The following is a 15,949-nucleotide window of genomic DNA, read 5'->3' as shown; positions in this document are numbered from 1 at the left end:
CGGCCGGCTACTCCCAGCGGAAGAACCTCCCGGCGGCGGCGAGCCCCGCGACCGCCCACACCGCCAGGATCGCGAGGGTGCCCCAGGGCATGCCCGCCCCGTGCTGCAGGACGTCCCGCAGGCCGTCGGACAGCGCCGAGATCGGCAGCAGACCGAGGACGTCCTGCGCACCGGCGGGGAACCTGTCCAGCGGCACGATCACGCCGCCGCCGACGAGCAGCAGCAGGAACACCAGGTTCGCGGCGGCCAGCGTCGCCTCCGCCTTGAGAGTGCCCGCCATCAGCAGCCCGAGCCCGGAGAACGCCGCGGTGCCGAGAACCAGCAGGAGCAGTACCGCGAACGGGTCGCCGTGCGGCGACCAGCCCAGCGCGAACGCGATCACCGTCAGTAGCACGACCTGCAGCACCTCGGTGACCAGCACGGACGCCGTCTTGGCGGTCATCAGGGCCCAGCGGGGCAGCGGCGAGGCGGCGAGCCGCTTCAGTACGCCGTAGCGGCGCTCGAAGCCGGTCGCGATGGCCTGCCCGGTGAACGCGGTCGACATCACGGCGAGCGCGAGCACACCGGGTGTGAGGAAGTCGACGGCCTCGCCGGAGCCGGTGTCGACGACGTCGACCGTGCTGAACAGGACCAGCAGCAGCGCCGGGATCACGACGGTCAGCAGCAGTTGCTCGCCGTTGCGCAGCAGCATCCGCGTCTCCAGCGCGGCCTGCGCGGCGATCATCCGGGAGAGCGGCGCAGCCCCGGGACGCGGCGCGTACTGGCCGGTGCCGGTGGTGCCGGTGGTGCCGGTGGTGCCGGTGGTGCCGGTGGTGCCGGTGGTGCCGGTGGTGCCGCCAGGTGCGGCGGTGGTGCCGGGGGAACTGGGGGTGGCGGTCACGAGCGCAACTCCTTGCCGGTGAGCTCCAGGAACACGTCTTCGAGGGTGTGCCGTTCGACCGAGATGCGGTCCGGCATCACGCCGTGCTGGGCGCACCACGAGGTGACCGTCGCCAGCAGCTGGGGGTCGACCATGCCGACGACCCGGTACGAGCCCGGTGTCAGCTCGGCGGCGGCGGTGTCCGGGGGCAGCGCCTTGAGCAGGGAGCCGACGTCGAGGCCGGGGCGGCCGGTGAAACGCAGGGTGTTCTCGGCGCCCCCGCGGCACAGCTCCTCGGGTGAGCCCTGGGCGACGACCCGGCCGGAGTCGATGATCGCGACGTCGTCGGCGAGCTCCTCCGCCTCGTCCATGTAGTGCGTGGTGAGGATCACGGAGACGCCGTCGGCGCGCAGGTCCCGTACGAGGTCCCAGGTGGCGCGGCGGGCCTGCGGGTCGAGTCCGGCGGTCGGCTCGTCGAGGAACACCAGCTCGGGCCGGCCGACGACGGCCATGGCGAGCGCGAGCCGCTGCTGCTGCCCGCCGGACAGCCGCCGGTAGGCCGTGCGGCCGCAGGAGCCGAGCCCGAGGCGCTCGATCAGCGCGTCCACGTGGAGCGGGTGGGCGTGCAGCCTGGCGACGTGCCGCAGCATCTCGTCGGCCCGCGCGCCGGAGTAGACGCCGCCGGACTGGAGCATCACGCCGATCCGGGGGCGGAGTCCGGCGGCCTGCCGCACCGGGTCGAGGCCCAGGACCCGCACCGTGCCGCCGTCCGGCCGCCGGTAGCCCTCGCAGGTCTCGACCGTGGTCGTCTTGCCCGCCCCGTTGGGGCCGAGCACGGCGGTGACGCCCGTACGGGCCACCAGGTCGAGGCCGTCCACCGCGGTCTTCGTTCCGTACCGCTTCACCAGGGCCTGGACCTGGACCACGGGCTCGCTTCGCATGGGTCCTGAGTCTAGGGACGCGTGCGGGCCCCCGAACCGGCGGGTTGGGGAGTTCCTCCGCACGGGCCGACCCGCCGGAAGTCCGCGCTCCGCGTACGCCCACGCGCCCCCACCACGTACGCCACCGGGAGCGGCCGCGCGCCGGCGGCGTACGGTGTGACCGGTCAGAGATCGTCGCCGCAGGTCACCTTAGGTATACCTAAGTGACGCAGGGCACCCGGGGCACCCGGGGCGCGGCTTGTCACGCTCCGCGGAATTACGCAACAATGGCGTTGTGAAAAACGTCGGTGAGGCTCGGGAGACCCCCACGGGGGCCCCGCAGGAGGAGCTGGCGACCGGAGAGCGTTCGACGCGCAACCGAGTCGCGCGGTCCATCCTGGACCACGGCCCCTCCACCGTCGCCGAACTGGCCGGCCGCCTCCGCCTCACCCAGGCCGCCGTCCGCCGCCACCTCGACGCGCTGGTCGCCGACGACGTGGTCGAAGCCCGTGAGCAGCGGGTCTACGGCGCACGCACGCGCGGCCGCCCCGCCAAGGTGTTCGCGCTCACCGACTGCGGCCGCGACGCCTTCGACCAGTCGTACGACGCGCTCGCCGTGGACGCCCTGCGCTGGATCGCCCGGCAGGAGGGCGGGGAGCAGGCGGTCGCCGCCTTCGCCCGCGCCCGCATCGCCGACCAGGCGAAGGCGTACCGCAGCGCCGTCGAGTCCGCCGCGCCCGACGAGCGCACCGAAGCCCTCGCCAGGGCTCTCAGCGCGGACGGGTACGCTGCTGCCGCACGCAGCGCCCCCCTCCCGCAACAGGGCGAACAGCTCTGCCAGCACCACTGCCCGGTCGCCCACGTGGCCGAGCAGTTCCCGCAGCTGTGCGAGGCCGAGACGGAATTCTTCGCCGAGCTGCTCGGTACCCACGTGCAGCGGCTGGCGACCATCGCGCACGGCGACGGCGTCTGCACGACGTTCATCCCCGCGGCGTCGAAGAAACCGCCGCCCCCCGAGTTTTCCAACGCCACACGTAACGCATCTGCAAGCAAGGCCGGGAGGAACCCCGCATGACTCTCCCCACGGAGACTGCCCACCCCGAGCTCGAGGGCCTGGGTAAGTACGAATACGGCTGGGCCGACCGGGACGAGGCCGGTGCGTCGGCGCGCCGCGGCCTGAACGACGACGTCGTCCGGGACATCTCCGACAAGAAGTCCGAGCCGGAGTGGATGACGAAGCTCCGGCTCAAGGGCCTGAGGCTGTTCGAGAAGAAGCCCATGCCGAACTGGGGCTCCGACCTGTCGGGCATCGACTTCGACAACATCAAGTACTTCGTGCGCTCCACCGAGAAGCAGGCCGCTTCCTGGGAGGAACTGCCCGAGGACATCAAGAACACGTACGACAAGCTCGGCATCCCGGAGGCGGAGAAGCAGCGCCTCGTCGCGGGCGTCGCCGCGCAGTACGAGTCCGAGGTCGTCTACCACCAGATCCGCGAGGACCTGGAGGAGCAGGGCGTCATCTTCCTCGACACCGACACCGCGCTGAAGGAGCACCCGGAGCTCTTCAAGGAGTACTTCGGGACCGTCATCCCGGTCGGTGACAACAAGTTCGCCTCCCTGAACACCGCCGTGTGGTCGGGTGGCTCTTTCATCTACGTGCCGCCGGGCGTGCACGTGGAGATCCCGCTCCAGGCCTACTTCCGCATCAACACGGAGAACATGGGCCAGTTCGAGCGGACCCTGATCATCGTCGACGAGGGTGCCTACGTGCACTACGTCGAGGGCTGCACGGCACCGATCTACAAGTCGGACTCGCTGCACAGCGCCGTGGTCGAGATCATCGTCAAGAAGAACGCCCGCTGCCGCTACACGACCATCCAGAACTGGTCGAACAACGTCTACAACCTGGTCACCAAGCGCGCCGTGGCGTACGAGGGCGCGACCATGGAGTGGATCGACGGCAACATCGGCTCCAAGGTGACGATGAAGTACCCGGCCGTCTACCTGATGGGCGAGCACGCCAAGGGCGAGACGCTGTCCATCGCCTTCGCGGGCGAGGGCCAGCACCAGGACGCCGGTTCCAAGATGGTCCACATGGCGCCGAACACGTCGTCCAACATCGTCTCCAAGTCGGTGGCGCGCGGCGGTGGCCGCACGTCCTACCGCGGTCTCGTGGAGATCGGCGAGGGCGCCCACGGCTCCAAGTCGAACGTGCTGTGCGACGCGCTGCTCGTCGACACCGTCTCCCGCTCCGACACGTACCCGTACGTGGACGTCCGCGAGGACGACGTGTCCATGGGCCACGAGGCGACCGTCTCCAAGGTGTCCGAGGACCAGCTCTTCTACCTGATGAGCCGCGGCCTCAGCGAGTTCGAGGCGATGGCGATGATCGTGCGCGGTTTCGTCGAGCCGATCGCCAAGGAACTGCCCATGGAGTACGCGCTGGAACTCAACCGGCTGATCGAGCTGCAGATGGAAGGCTCGGTGGGCTGACGCCCCCGCCGCCCCGTCAAGCCACTCAGGTACGCAAAGGAAAGCGAGCACTACGACAGCCATGGCTGAGGCTCAGAACTCCCCCACTCCCGGCTCCGCTCGTGCGGGGGGACCCCCACCCGGGGGGTCCACCACCGCGGGTTCGATCGCGGTGGCCGCGGAGTCGACCGTCGCCACGCGCATGAGCGCGCCCCCGTCCTTCGACGTCGCGGACTTCCCCGTCCCGCACGGCCGCGAGGAGGAGTGGCGGTTCACGCCGCTGGAGCGGCTGCGCGGCCTGCACGACGGCACGGCCACCGCGAACGGCGCCGGCGTGAAGGTCGACATCCGGGCCCCCGAGGGCGTCACCGTGGAGACCGTCGGGCGCGACGACGCGCGGCTCGGCAGGGCCGGCATCCCGGTGGACCGTGTCGCCGCGCAGGCGTACTCCGCCTTCGAGAAGGCCTCGGTCGTGACCGTGCCGAAGGAGACCGTCCTCACCGAGCCGGTCCGCATCGCGGTGCACGGCGAAGGCGGTGTCGCCTACGGCCACCAGGTGATCGAGCTGGGCGCGTTCGCCGAGGCCGTGGTCGTCATCGACCACACCGGTGACGCGGTGCTCGCCGCCAACGTCGACTACGTCCTCGGCGACGGCGCCAGGCTGACCGTCGTCTCCGTCCAGGACTGGGACGCCAAGGCCGTGCACGTGGGCCAGCACAACACCGTCGTCGGCCGCGACGCCTCCTTCAAGTCGGTCGTCGTCACCTTCGGCGGCGACCTGGTCCGGCTGAACCCGCGCGTGACGTACGCCGGTCCCGGCGGCGAGGCCGAGCTGCTCGGCCTGTACTTCACCGACCGGGGCCAGCACCAGGAGCACCGCCTCCTGGTCGACCACAACGTCCCGCACTGCAAGTCCCACGTCGTCTACAAGGGCGCCCTGCAGGGCGACGACGCCCACGCCGTGTGGATCGGCGACGTCCTCATCGAGGCCGCCGCCGAGGGCACCGACACGTATGAGATGAACCGCAACCTCGTGCTGACCGACGGCGCCCGAGTCGACTCGGTCCCCAACCTGGAGATCGAGACGGGCGAGATCGTCGGCGCCGGACACGCCTCCGCGACCGGCCGCTTCGACGACGAGCAGCTCTTCTACCTGATGGCCCGCGGCATCAAGGAGCACGACGCGCGCCGCCTGGTGGTGCGCGGCTTCTTCGCCGAACTGGTCCAGCAGATCGGTGTCCCGGACATCGAGGAGCGCCTGCTCGCCAAGATCGAGGAGGAGCTGGAGGCGTCGGTCGCATGACCTTCGTACGCGCCTGCGGACTCGGCGAGCTGGAGGAGGACACCCCGAAACGGGTGGAACTCGACGGCACGCCGCTGTCCATCGTGCAGACCGAGGGCGAGGTGTTCGCGATCCACGACATCTGCTCGCACGCGAACGTGTCACTCGCCGAGGGCGAGGTCGACGACTGCCACATCGAGTGCTGGCTGCACGGCTCGCGCTTCGACCTCCGGTCCGGCAAGCCCGACAGTCTTCCGGCGACGCGCCCCGTCCCCGTATACCCCGTAAAGATCGAAGGGGACGACGTGCTCGTCTCCCTCACCCAGGAGTCCTGAGGCACCCATGGCAACGCTTGAAATCCGAGACCTGCACGTCACCGTCGAGGCCGACAACGCCACGAAGGAAATCCTCAAGGGCGTCGACCTCACCGTGAAGCAGGGCGAGACGCACGCCATCATGGGCCCGAACGGCTCCGGCAAGTCGACCCTCGCCTACTCCCTCGCGGGTCACCCCAAGTACACGATCACCGGCGGCACCGTCACCCTCGACGGCGAGGACGTCCTGGAGATGTCCGTCGACGAGCGCGCCCGCGCCGGCCTGTTCCTCGCGATGCAGTACCCGGTCGAGGTCCCGGGCGTGTCGGTGTCGAACTTCCTGCGCACCTCCGCCACCGCCGTGCGCGGCGAGGCCCCCAAGCTGCGGCTGTGGGTCAAGGAGGTCAAGGAGGCCATGCAGCGCCTCAACATGGACCCGGCCTTCGCCGAGCGCAACGTCAACGAGGGCTTCTCCGGCGGTGAGAAGAAGCGCCACGAGATCCTCCAGCTGGAGCTCCTCAGGCCGAAGGTCGCCATCCTCGACGAGACCGACTCCGGCCTCGACGTCGACGCCCTGCGCGTCGTCTCCGAGGGCGTGAACCGGGTACGCGAGACGGGCGAGGTCGGCACCCTGCTGATCACGCACTACACGCGCATCCTGCGCTACATCAAGCCCGACTACGTGCACGTCTTCTCCGCCGGCCGCATCGTCGAGTCCGGCGGCGCCGAACTCGCCGACAAGCTCGAGGAAGAGGGCTACGAGGCCTACGCGAAGGGTGGCGCATCCGCGTGACACAGCTGCCGGGCCTCCTCGACACCGAGGCGATCCGCAAGGACTTCCCCATCCTGGACCGCCAGGTCCACGACGGTCAGAAGCTCGTGTACCTGGACAACGCGGCCACCAGCCAGAAGCCGCGCCAGGTGCTGGACGCCCTGAGCGAGTACTACGAGCGCTACAACGCCAACGTCCACCGCGGTGTGCATGTGCTCGCCGAGGAGGCCACGGCGCTGTACGAGGGCGCGCGCGACAAGGTCGCCGAGTTCGTCAACGCGCCCTCCCGCGACGAGGTGATCTTCACCAAGAACGCCTCGGAGTCGCTCAACCTCGTGGCGAACATGCTGGGCTGGGCCGACGAGCCCTACCGCGTGGACTCCGACACCGAGATCGTCATCACGGAGATGGAGCACCACTCCAACATCGTGCCGTGGCAGCTGCTCGCGCAGCGCACGGGCGCGAAGCTGCGGTGGTTCGGTCTCACGGACGACGGCCGCCTCGACCTGTCCGACATCGACGAGGTCATCACGGAGAAGACGAAGATCGTCTCCTTCGTGCTGGTGTCGAACATCCTCGGCACGCACAACCCGGTCGAGGCCATCGTGCGCCGCGCCCAGGAAGTCGGCGCGCTGGTCTGCGTCGACGCCTCCCAGGCCGCGCCGCACATGCCGCTGGACGTGCAGGCCCTCCAGGCCGACTTCGTGGCCTTCACCGGCCACAAGATGTGCGGCCCGACCGGCATCGGTGTCCTGTGGGGCCGCCAGGAACTGCTCGAGGACCTGCCTCCGTTCCTCGGCGGCGGCGAGATGATCGAGACCGTGTCGATGCACTCGTCGACGTACGCCCCGGCCCCGCACAAGTTCGAGGCGGGCACCCCGCCGGTCGCGCAGGCGGTCGGCATGGGCGCGGCGATCGACTACCTCAACTCGATCGGCATGGACAAGATCCTCGCCCACGAGCAGGCCCTCACCGAGTACGCGGTGAAGCGGCTCCTGGACGTCCCCGGCCTGCGCATCATCGGCCCGGCGACGGCCGAGGACCGCGGTGCCGCGATCTCCTTCACGCTCGGGGACATCCATCCGCACGACGTGGGCCAGGTCCTCGACGAGCAGGGCATCGCGGTCCGGGTCGGCCACCACTGCGCCCGCCCGGTCTGCCTCAGGTACGGAATTCCTGCGACCACGCGAGCGTCGTTCTATCTGTACTCCACACCGGCGGAGATCGACGCGCTCGTCGCCGGCCTGGAGCACGTACGGAACTTCTTCGGCTGAGGGGCCGGACGGACGGCGCTGTGCCGTCCCGGGGACGACCCCCGGACCCCCGGCCGGAAGAGCACGCGGCGGACGCTGGCAGAGACGCGAGGTTGATTGGTGTGAAGCTGGATTCGATGTACCAGGAAGTCATCCTGGACCACTACAAGAACCCGCACGGGCGGGGCTTGCGGGACGGCGACGCCGAGGTGCATCACGTCAACCCGACCTGCGGTGACGAGATCACGCTGCGCGTGAAGTACGACGGCACGACCGTCAAGGACGTCTCCTACGAGGGGCAGGGCTGCTCCATCAGCCAGGCCTCCGCCTCCGTGCTGAACGACCTCCTCGTCGGCAAGGACCTGGCCGAGGCGAAGAAGGTCCAGGAGACCTTCCTGGAGCTGATGCAGTCCAAGGGCCGGATCGAGCCCGACGACGCGATGGAGGAGATCCTGGAGGACGCGGTCGCGTTCGCCGGGGTCTCCAAGTACCCGGCACGGGTGAAGTGCGCCCTCCTGAGCTGGATGGCGTGGAAGGACGCGACGGCCCAGGTGCTGGGCGGAGCCGACGCCGAAAGGAAGACGGCATGAGCGAGACCCTTGAGATGAAGCCCGCCTCGGAGGAAGAGGTCCGTGAGGCGCTGTACGACGTCGTCGACCCCGAGCTGGGCATCGACGTCGTCAACCTCGGACTGATCTACGGCATCCACATCGACGACGCGAACATCGCGACGCTCGACATGACCCTGACCTCGGCGGCCTGTCCGCTGACGGACGTCATCGAGGACCAGGCCAAGTCCGCCACCGAGGGCCTCGTCAACGAGCTGCGCATCAACTGGGTCTGGATGCCGCCGTGGGGCCCGGACAAGATCACGGACGACGGGCGCGAGCAGCTGCGCGCGCTGGGCTTCAACGTCTGACGGCCGTCCGGCCGGGTGTGCGGAGGCCCCCGGGAGAACCCAAGGAGCGCGGGTTCTCCCGGGGGCCTCACTGCTTGCCGCCCGCGGGGCGGTGATGCGTACGCCTGTACACATCGCGGGGTACCGTCGGCCGTATGGGATACCTGATGCTCGCCGCGGCGATTGCGGCCGAGGTCGGCGCGACGACGGCGATGAAGTACAGCGAGGGATTCAGCAGACTGGGCCCGTCGCTGCTGACGGTGCTCGGCTACCTGGTCTCCTTCACGCTCCTCGCCCGGACGCTGAAGACGGTCCCGGTCGGCACGGCGTACGCGATCTGGGCGGGCGCGGGCACCGCGGCGATCGCCACGATCGGCATCGTGTTCCTGGGGGAGGGAATGACCGCGGCCAAGGCGACGGGCATGTCCCTGATCATCGCCGGGGTCGTGGTGCTCAACCTGGGAGGCGCGCACTGATGCCCCGGCGGTACGACCCCGAACGGCGCCAGCGGATCGTCGACGCGGCGATCCGCGTCGTGGGCGCGAAGGGCATCGCCGGGCTGAGTCACCGCTCGGTCGCCGCCGAGGCGGACGTCCCGCTGGGTTCGACGACGTACCACTTCGCGACCCTGGACGAGCTGATGGTCGCCGCGCTGCGACAGGCCGGCGAGGGCTTCGCCGAGGCGGTCGCCTCCCGGGGCGGCCTCACCGACCCGGACACCGACCTGGCCGCGGACCTGGCGGCCCTGCTGGGGGAGTGGCTGGCCGGTGACCCGACGGGTGTGGAGCTGGAGTACGAGCTCTACCTGGCCGCTCTCCGCCGCCCGGCCCTGCGCCCGGTGGCCGCCGAGTGGTCCCGGGACCTGACCGCGCTGCTGGCGCGCCGCACGGACACGGTGACGGCTCGCGCGCTGGTGGCCGTGCTGTACGGCATGTGCCTCCAGGTGCTGCTGACGGGGGCGGCGTACGAGGAGCGGTACGCGCGGGACGTCTTCGCGAGGGTGCTGGCGGGGCCGGCGCGCGCAGCATCCCGCGGTGAGCCGGCCGGAGAGGCGTAGTCCGGCGGTGAGAGGCCCGGGAGGTGCGGGACGTGTGCGCCGGGGATGTCGCCCGGACCGTCCCGCCGGAGGGACGCGGGCCCGGCCCGTGAGCCGTCGGAGTGGCCGCGGACCGGCCGGTGAGACGCCCCGGGGACCGGTTGGCCGGTACGACGCCGGGCGGGTTAGGTTTCCCTCATGACCGACACGACCGCACCTCGCACCACCGGCGCCGTTGCCGCCGGCCTCGCCACGATCGCCGCCGACGGCACCGTTCTCGACACATGGTTCCCCGCGCCCGAACTCGTGGAGGAGGCGGGTCCCGCCGGCACCGAGCGGCTGACGGCCGAGCGTGCCGTGGAACTGCTCGGCGAGGGCGCCGCCAAGGCGATCGGCCCGGACGCCCGCCGCCGCGTCGAGGTGGTCGCGGTCCGCACGGTCATCTCCTCCGTCGCCGAGAAGCCGGTCGACGCCCACGACGTCTACCTGCGCCTGCACCTGCTGTCGCACCGCCTGGTCACGCCGCACGGCCAGAGCCTGGACGGCATCTTCGCCCACCTCGCCAACGTCGCCTGGACCTCCCTCGGGCCGGTCGCCGTGGACGACCTGGAGCACGTGCGGCTGAACGCCCGCGCCGAGGGTCTGCACCTCCAGGTGACCTCGGTCGACAAGTTCCCGCGCATGACGGACTACGTCGCGCCGAAGGGCATCCGCATCGCCGACGCGGACCGGGTCCGGCTGGGCGCCCACCTCGCCGAGGGCACCACGGTCATGCACGAGGGCTTCGTCAACTTCAACGCCGGCACGCTCGGCACGTCGATGATCGAGGGCCGCGTCTCCGCGGGCGTCGTCATCGGGGACGGCTCGGACATCGGCGGCGGCGCGTCCACCATGGGCACGCTGTCCGGCGGCGGCAACGTCACCATCTCTATCGGCGAGCGCTGCCTGATCGGCGCCGAGGCGGGCATCGGCATCGCGCTGGGCGACGAGTGCGTGGTGGAAGCCGGCCTCTACGTCACCGCGGGCACCCGCGTCACGATGCCCGACGGCCAGATCATCAAGGCCCGCGAACTCTCCGGCGCCTCCCACATCCTCTTCCGCCGCAACTCGGTCACGGGCGCGGTGGAGGCCCGGCCGAACAACGCGGTGTGGGGCGGGCTGAACGAGGTGCTGCACAGCCACAACTGAACCAAACGCTGGATTGCGGTTCCGGGCGGACGGGGCGTCGGCGCGCTCGCGTTCTCGCGCGACGGGCAACGGCTCGTCGCAACGACGTACGAGGGTCATCCGGACGAGATGCGGCTGCCCGAAGGCGGCGGGGGGCCCGACTGGGGGCCGCTGTCCGGCGGATCGAGCCGTACGGGCTTCGCCGTCCTCGACGTGGCGTCCGGCGCGGGGACCTGGGCCGCACCCCCGCCCCGTCCCGCCCGACGCCGACGACAAGCGGCTCGTCGCCTGGGAGCGGGTCACGAGCCTGGAGGAGCCCTACCGGCTACGGCTCGTGCTGGTCACGATCGGCAGCGACAGGGTCGTACCGCTGAGTGGGGTTCGTGAGCCGGACGTCGGCATGTCGCGGCACGGGTGGGAGCCCGTCTTCGTCGAGCGGTGCTCCGCGCCCTGGCCGAGGGTCTGGGCCAACAGCCGTTCGTACGCTGCCCGGAGCCCGTCGGTCGTCTTGCGGTCGGCGGGCCGCAGCGGTGGGCGGGGTGGGCCCGCCGGGAGGCCCAGCTCGGTGAGCAGCGCCTTCGCGGTGACCGTGCCGGGCAGGCCACCCGCCATCATCGACTCCACCAGTTCGGCGGCCTGTTGCTGGAGCCGGGCCGCCCCGGTCGTGCATCCCGCGTCGAACGCGTCGAGGATCGCCCGGAAGTGGCCCGGCGTCACGTTCGCCACCGTGCTGACGCATCCCGCGCCACCGCTCGCGTAGAGGGCGAGCGTGTACTCGTCGCAACCCGTGTAGTACGCCAGCCCGGTACGGGACATGACCCGTTGGGTGCCCAGGAGGTCGTACGCGCAGTCCTTGACGGCCACGATCCTCGGATGGTCCGCGAGCCGGAGCATCGTGTCCGGCTCGATGCGGGTGCCGGTGCGGGCGGGGATGTCGTACAGCATCAGCGGCAGTCCGGACGCGTCCGCGACCTCGCGGAAGTGCGCCTCGACCGCGTCCTGCGGCGGCCTGCTGTAGTACGGCGTGACCACCAGCACGCCGTCCGCTCCCGCCTTCTCGGCGTCCCGGGCCAGCTCGATCGTGTGCCGCGTGTCGGAGGTGCCCACGCCGGCGACGACGTGCGCGCGCTCGCCCACCGCGTCACGTACCGCCCCGACCAGCGCCGCCTTCTCCGCGTCCGTCGTGGTGGGCGACTCGCCCGTCGTGCCGGACAGGACCAGGCCGTCGCAGCCCCCGGACACCAGCCGGTGGGCCAGCCGCCGGGCGCCGTCGAGGTCCGGGGCCCCGGACTCCGTGAAGGGCGTGACCATCGCGCACAGCAGGCGGCCGAAGGGGCGGGGAGGTCCGGGCGCGGTCGTGGAAGCCGTCGTCATGGACGTAGTTTCCGTCTGCCGACAGTGAAGCACTACTTATATTTTCTGCCGCACATTGCTTAGGGGTCCTTAGCGGTCCCGAGGGTGGTGTCCGCCACCTCCGGAGGGGTACCCGGGGCTTTCCGGAATCGAGAGGAGGCGGAACGTGACCGGGACCATGGACACCCAGCGCCCCACGCGCAACGGGTACGCCCGTGACGAGCACTCCGTGGGCGAACTCGTCGGGCAGGCCACCGAACAGCTCTCCCGGCTCGTACGGCAGGAGATCGCCCTCGCCAAGAACGAGCTGGCCGAGAAGGGCAAGCGGGCCGGCAAGGGCGGCGGCATGCTCGCCGGCGCGGGAGCCTTCGCCTACGCCGGGCTGCTCGCGCTCGCCGGCACGGGCGTCGCCGCACTCTCGCTGGTGCTGCCGGTCTGGGCCGCGGCGCTCATCGTGACGGCGGTGCTGTTCGCGATAGCGGGCGTTCTGGCCGTGCTGGGGCGCGCCCAGTTGCGCCGCGCCACGCCGCCCACGCCCGAGGCGACCCTCGGCAGCGTCCGGGCCGATGTCGAGGAGATCAAGGAAAGGGCACACCGATGAAGCCGTCGGCCGGGGCCAAGGGGCCCGATGAGCTGAGGGAGCAGATCGCACGCACCCGCACCCAGCTCGGCAACACCGTCCAGGAGTTGGCGGGCAAGACGGACGTGAAGGGCCGGGCCCGGGCGCGGGCGGCCGACCTGCGCGACAAGGCCGGCGCGATGACCGTCCAACTGCGCAGCTCCGCCGCACAGGCCGGGCACACCGTGCAGGGCAAGGCGGCCAAGGCGGGTCACACCGTGCAGGGCAAGGCGGCCAAGGCCGGTCACACCGTGCAGGGCAGGGCGGCCAAGGGCGGCCATGCGGCACGGAGCGCGGCCGACGGAGCCGGGCACCTGGCACGCGGCGGGTCCACGCGGGTCGAGCGCGCGGCCGAGGGCACCGCGGGTCCCGTCCGCCGTCTCGTCGGCGCCGGGCGACGGCATCCACGGCCGCTGCTGCTGGCCGCGGTGGCGACCGTGGGCGCGGTGATGGCGGCGGGCGCCGTACGGCGGCGTCGCGACGGGCGCTGCTGACCACCGGGGCGGCGGCCGGCCATACGGCGATCAGTCCCGGGACCCCCGGTCGAGGTCACTCGGCCGGGGGTCCGTCTCGTGCCCCGCGCCCCGCGCGCCCCCGCGTGCCCCGCACGCCGCAGCGTGCTTGACCTCGACCTCACTTGAGGCACCACCGTGTCCGCCATGATGTCCTGAACTCCCGGTACTCCCCGGACTCCCGGTACTCCCCGGACCCCGCGCACGCGCCGTACCGCCGCGCACCCCGATCCCGCCGACCCCCGCGTCGGCGCCCCCTTCTTCAGCACCTGGCGCCTCGGCAGGCCCGAGCGGCAGTGGCAGGCCGTCGATGCCGTGGCCGAGACCTGGGAGCGCCGGCCCTGGCCCGCTCGCGGCCTGCTCGGCCACCACCTCTACACCGGTCACGACGGCTCCACGCTGCTGCCCTACTCGCAGTGGCGCGACGAGCAGGGGTACGAGGGCTTCGTGACGACGCACCGGCAGGCGCGGCGGTAGCGCCCCCGGGGCCGCGCGGCAGCGGCCCCGGGGCATCCCGGATCACGGGTGGAAGCGCAGCACCTGCGGGTCGTGGTCGCTGATCTGGTCGTGGAACTCGGCGTTGATGTGCACGCTGTCGTAGGCGAAGTCGCCGCCGCGCCGGATCGCCGGGCTGACGAGGATCTGGTCGAGCGTCTGGCTGTTGCCCTGGTACGTGTAGGTGTAGCGCTCGCCGCGGGGCAGCGACTTGATCGCCGACCACAGCGCGCCGTCCCGCTCGAGCGTCCGCGCCGTCCCGGAGAACTCGAAGTCGTTGATGTCGCCGAGCGCGATCACGGCCGCGTTCCGCCGGACGTCGAGGATGTCCTTGGCGAAGGCGTTGACGGCGGCGGCCTGCAGGTGGCGCCGCGTCTCCGAACTGCGCACCGGCGGCTGGAACTGCGAGGTCATGCCCTGGTCGCCGCCCTTGGAGGAGAAGTGGTTGGCGATCACGAAGACGGTACGGCCGCGGAAGACGAACTCGCCGGCCAGCGGCTTGCGGCTGTCCTCCCAGGCCTCGTTCGCGGGGTCGACCCGCCCGGGGGAGAACGTCAGGGCGGCCCGGCCGTGCCGTTCGGTGACGCCGGTGGCCGTCGTGGCGTCGCCTCCCGCGCGGTCCGTGAAGGAGACCCGGTCCGGGTTGAACAGGAACACCTGGCGGATGTTGCCGCCCGGCTCGCCGCCGTCCGCGCCGTCGGCCGGGTCGATGCCGCGCCAGTCGTAGCGCGGGCCGCCCGCCGCGGCGATCGCGTCGATCAGCTTCGCCACCGTCTCGTCGGCGGCGACCGTGCCGTCGTCCGTGGCGCCGTTGTTGTCCTGGATCTCCTCCAGGGACACGATGTCGGGCGACTGGAGGTTGTTCACGATGGCGGCGGCGTGCGCGCCGAACGTGTCGTCGGACGGGTCCAGGTTCTCGACGTTGTACGTCGCCACGGCCAGCTCGCCGGGGCGCTGCGCGCGGGTCGTCTCGCGCTCGGTGCCGCCGTCGCGCAGGGTGCCGAGTTCGCCCGCGACCAGCGTGTAGCCGCCGAACTGGTTGTAGTCCAGGGGGCCCGTGGTGGTGCCGGCCAGGGTGTCGCCCACGTTCGCGGCGGGGAAGTCGGCTGCGGCGCCCAGGGACTGGATCTGGAGGCGGCCGGAGTTCTGGGCGTCGTACGAGCCGTACACGGTGCCGCCCCGGCGGGCGGCGTTCTCGTCCGGCTTCACCGTGACCCACAGCTCGGTGTACGGGTCGGTGGCGCCGACCACGCGGGCGTCGGCCACCTGGACGTTCATGCCTTCCAGGGACTCGTAGAAGTCCAGGGCGTACGCGTCGGGCCGCAGCGGCAGCGCGTTGATCGAGCCGTTCGGCTCCGCGGTGTACGCGTCCGGCACCGAGGCGGCGTCCAGGACCGCCGGCGCCGGGAGCGCGTTGCCCGCGGACACGACCTGCACGGTGGGCCGGGTGATCTCCGTGACCGACTGGTTGCCGGACGAGGTGCCGCCCGGGACGTACTCCGAGACGGTGCCGGACACGGTCACGGCGTCGCCGACGGCCACCTTCGGGGCGGAGCCGGTGAAGACGAGCACGCCCTCACTGGTGGCCGGGTCGGCGTCCGGGCTCGGGTCCTGCATCCAGAAACCCTTGGAGGAGCCGTAGGCGCGGATGGCGGTGACGATTCCCGCCACGTCCGTGACCTGCTTGCCGGCGTACGGGGAGATCCGGGTGCTGCCCTGGATGTCGTGGACGCGCACGGTGTCGGCGTGCGCCGGGGAGACGAGAGCGACGGTGGACGCCGCGGAACACACGGCGGCGACGGTGAGCGCGGCGAGGCGCGTGGACGACTTGCTCGGCAACGGAATCCCTCCGGGGACATGACAATGCGCCGGGACCAGGGGCGATCGGGCAACACCCTGGGGCGGCGGACGGGAAACGCGGATGGCGCGACCGGATGGGGCGGTGCGACGCTCGTAGCCGTCGGGTCGGTGAACGGCTGTCGCCCGACTTCTACGCG

17 protein-coding genes and 1 pseudogene are annotated in these 15,949 nt (G+C 71.5%); 14 read left to right on the top strand and 4 right to left on the bottom strand.

The genetic code is table 11. The features are described from left to right. Nucleotides 1–7: 7 nt before the first annotated feature. Together ABZ354_RS13095 and ABZ354_RS13090 are read right to left on the bottom strand one after the other, a co-directional pair. Nucleotides 8–724, bottom strand: a complete 717-nt coding sequence (locus ABZ354_RS13095; RefSeq protein ID WP_358656221.1) for an ABC transporter permease — start codon at nucleotides 722–724, stop codon at nucleotides 8–10. A 152-nt stretch (nucleotides 725–876) separates the two neighbouring features. After that, nucleotides 877–1,800 (bottom strand): ABC transporter ATP-binding protein, encoded by a 924-nt coding sequence (locus tag ABZ354_RS13090; protein WP_358656035.1) that lies wholly within the window; start codon nucleotides 1,798–1,800, stop codon nucleotides 877–879. A 274-nt stretch (nucleotides 1,801–2,074) separates the two neighbouring features. On the opposite strand from ABZ354_RS13090, the gene ABZ354_RS13085 reads away from it, so the two are divergent. The 11 genes from ABZ354_RS13085 to dapD all read left to right on the top strand — a co-directional run bounded on the left by ABZ354_RS13085 (nucleotide 2,075) and on the right by dapD (nucleotide 10,994). Continuing rightward, nucleotides 2,075–2,854 carry a metalloregulator ArsR/SmtB family transcription factor gene (locus ABZ354_RS13085; protein ID WP_358656033.1) on the top strand — a complete coding sequence of 260 codons (780 nt, stop codon included), beginning with the start codon at nucleotides 2,075–2,077 and terminating at the stop codon, nucleotides 2,852–2,854. Further along, nucleotides 2,851–4,272, top strand: a complete 1,422-nt coding sequence (gene sufB, locus ABZ354_RS13080; RefSeq protein ID WP_358656031.1) for a Fe-S cluster assembly protein SufB — start codon at nucleotides 2,851–2,853, stop codon at nucleotides 4,270–4,272. Before ABZ354_RS13085 ends, sufB begins: the two co-directional genes overlap by 4 nt. A 181-nt stretch (nucleotides 4,273–4,453) precedes the next feature. Beyond that, on the top strand, nucleotides 4,454–5,554 hold the full coding sequence (gene sufD, locus ABZ354_RS13075) for a Fe-S cluster assembly protein SufD (RefSeq protein WP_358656030.1): 1,101 nt from the start codon (nucleotides 4,454–4,456) through the stop codon (nucleotides 5,552–5,554). Further along, nucleotides 5,551–5,868, top strand: coding sequence for a non-heme iron oxygenase ferredoxin subunit (locus ABZ354_RS13070; protein WP_358656028.1), 318 nt, complete (start codon nucleotides 5,551–5,553; stop codon nucleotides 5,866–5,868). The genes sufD and ABZ354_RS13070 overlap by 4 nt, the downstream gene beginning before the upstream one ends. A gap of 7 nt (nucleotides 5,869–5,875) precedes the next feature. Then, nucleotides 5,876–6,640: a Fe-S cluster assembly ATPase SufC gene (gene sufC, locus ABZ354_RS13065; protein WP_358656026.1), complete on the top strand. Its 765-nt coding sequence runs from the start codon at nucleotides 5,876–5,878 to the stop codon at nucleotides 6,638–6,640. Continuing rightward, nucleotides 6,637–7,893, top strand: a complete 1,257-nt coding sequence (locus ABZ354_RS13060) for a cysteine desulfurase (RefSeq protein WP_358656024.1) — start codon at nucleotides 6,637–6,639, stop codon at nucleotides 7,891–7,893. Before sufC ends, ABZ354_RS13060 begins: the two co-directional genes overlap by 4 nt. A gap of 101 nt (nucleotides 7,894–7,994) precedes the next feature. Beyond that, complete coding sequence (gene sufU, locus ABZ354_RS13055; protein ID WP_358656022.1) at nucleotides 7,995–8,462, top strand: Fe-S cluster assembly sulfur transfer protein SufU; 468 nt, start codon at nucleotides 7,995–7,997, stop codon at nucleotides 8,460–8,462. Continuing rightward, complete coding sequence (locus tag ABZ354_RS13050) at nucleotides 8,459–8,791, top strand: metal-sulfur cluster assembly factor (RefSeq protein ID WP_358656021.1); 333 nt, start codon at nucleotides 8,459–8,461, stop codon at nucleotides 8,789–8,791. The genes sufU and ABZ354_RS13050 overlap by 4 nt, the downstream gene beginning before the upstream one ends. 134 nt (nucleotides 8,792–8,925) lie before the next feature. Next, on the top strand, nucleotides 8,926–9,246 hold the full coding sequence (locus ABZ354_RS13045) for a multidrug efflux SMR transporter (protein WP_358656018.1): 321 nt from the start codon (nucleotides 8,926–8,928) through the stop codon (nucleotides 9,244–9,246). Further along, nucleotides 9,246–9,827, top strand: coding sequence for a TetR family transcriptional regulator (locus tag ABZ354_RS13040; RefSeq protein WP_358656016.1), 582 nt, complete (start codon nucleotides 9,246–9,248; stop codon nucleotides 9,825–9,827). The genes ABZ354_RS13045 and ABZ354_RS13040 overlap by 1 nt, the downstream gene beginning before the upstream one ends. 177 nt (nucleotides 9,828–10,004) lie before the next feature. After that, complete coding sequence (gene dapD, locus ABZ354_RS13035) at nucleotides 10,005–10,994, top strand: 2,3,4,5-tetrahydropyridine-2,6-dicarboxylate N-succinyltransferase (RefSeq protein WP_358656014.1); 990 nt, start codon at nucleotides 10,005–10,007, stop codon at nucleotides 10,992–10,994. A 297-nt stretch (nucleotides 10,995–11,291) separates the two neighbouring features. On the opposite strand, the gene dapA is transcribed toward dapD, so the two are convergent. Beyond that, nucleotides 11,292–12,347 (bottom strand): 4-hydroxy-tetrahydrodipicolinate synthase, encoded by a 1,056-nt coding sequence (gene dapA / locus ABZ354_RS13030; RefSeq protein WP_358656012.1) that lies wholly within the window; start codon nucleotides 12,345–12,347, stop codon nucleotides 11,292–11,294. A 145-nt stretch (nucleotides 12,348–12,492) separates the two neighbouring features. On the opposite strand from dapA, the gene ABZ354_RS13025 reads away from it, so the two are divergent. The 3 genes and pseudogenes from ABZ354_RS13025 to ABZ354_RS13015 all read left to right on the top strand — a co-directional run. Beyond that, nucleotides 12,493–12,927: a phage holin family protein gene (locus tag ABZ354_RS13025; protein ID WP_358656010.1), complete on the top strand. Its 435-nt coding sequence runs from the start codon at nucleotides 12,493–12,495 to the stop codon at nucleotides 12,925–12,927. Then, nucleotides 12,924–13,439, top strand: a complete 516-nt coding sequence (locus tag ABZ354_RS13020; protein WP_358656008.1) for a DUF3618 domain-containing protein — start codon at nucleotides 12,924–12,926, stop codon at nucleotides 13,437–13,439. The genes ABZ354_RS13025 and ABZ354_RS13020 overlap by 4 nt, the downstream gene beginning before the upstream one ends. 222 nt (nucleotides 13,440–13,661) lie before the next feature. Next, nucleotides 13,662–13,922, top strand: a pseudogene (locus ABZ354_RS13015) (antibiotic biosynthesis monooxygenase); the annotation flags it as partial. A 54-nt stretch (nucleotides 13,923–13,976) separates the two neighbouring features. Here the strand turns inward: ABZ354_RS13015 and ABZ354_RS13010 are convergent. Further along, nucleotides 13,977–15,791 carry an endonuclease/exonuclease/phosphatase family protein gene (locus tag ABZ354_RS13010; protein ID WP_358656006.1) on the bottom strand — a complete coding sequence of 605 codons (1,815 nt, stop codon included), beginning with the start codon at nucleotides 15,789–15,791 and terminating at the stop codon, nucleotides 13,977–13,979. Nucleotides 15,792–15,949 lie beyond the last annotated feature (158 nt).

This window comes from Streptomyces sp. NPDC005925, from assembly GCF_040638805.1.
Lineage (GTDB): Bacteria > Actinomycetota > Actinomycetes > Streptomycetales > Streptomycetaceae > Streptomyces.
Note: the sequence above shows the minus strand (reverse complement) of the source record. Positions and strands in the feature narration are given on the sequence as shown.

What these genes read in the sequence shown, in the direction of transcription:
- ABZ354_RS13095 (WP_358656221.1), bottom strand. Translation starts at nt 724, where the DNA reads ATGATCGCCGCGCAGGCCGCGCTGGAGACGCGGATGCTGCTGCGCAAC.
- ABZ354_RS13090 (WP_358656035.1), bottom strand. Translation starts at nt 1,800, where the DNA reads ATGCGAAGCGAGCCCGTGGTCCAGGTCCAGGCCCTGGTGAAGCGGTAC.
- sufB (WP_358656031.1), top strand. Translation starts at nt 2,851, where the DNA reads ATGACTCTCCCCACGGAGACTGCCCACCCCGAGCTCGAGGGCCTGGGT.
- sufD (WP_358656030.1), top strand. Translation starts at nt 4,454, where the DNA reads ATGAGCGCGCCCCCGTCCTTCGACGTCGCGGACTTCCCCGTCCCGCAC.
- ABZ354_RS13070 (WP_358656028.1), top strand. Translation starts at nt 5,551, where the DNA reads ATGACCTTCGTACGCGCCTGCGGACTCGGCGAGCTGGAGGAGGACACC.
- sufC (WP_358656026.1), top strand. Translation starts at nt 5,876, where the DNA reads ATGGCAACGCTTGAAATCCGAGACCTGCACGTCACCGTCGAGGCCGAC.
- ABZ354_RS13050 (WP_358656021.1), top strand. Translation starts at nt 8,459, where the DNA reads ATGAGCGAGACCCTTGAGATGAAGCCCGCCTCGGAGGAAGAGGTCCGT.
- ABZ354_RS13045 (WP_358656018.1), top strand. Translation starts at nt 8,926, where the DNA reads ATGGGATACCTGATGCTCGCCGCGGCGATTGCGGCCGAGGTCGGCGCG.
- ABZ354_RS13040 (WP_358656016.1), top strand. Translation starts at nt 9,246, where the DNA reads ATGCCCCGGCGGTACGACCCCGAACGGCGCCAGCGGATCGTCGACGCG.
- dapD (WP_358656014.1), top strand. Translation starts at nt 10,005, where the DNA reads ATGACCGACACGACCGCACCTCGCACCACCGGCGCCGTTGCCGCCGGC.
- dapA (WP_358656012.1), bottom strand. Translation starts at nt 12,347, where the DNA reads ATGACGACGGCTTCCACGACCGCGCCCGGACCTCCCCGCCCCTTCGGC.
- ABZ354_RS13020 (WP_358656008.1), top strand. Translation starts at nt 12,924, where the DNA reads ATGAAGCCGTCGGCCGGGGCCAAGGGGCCCGATGAGCTGAGGGAGCAG.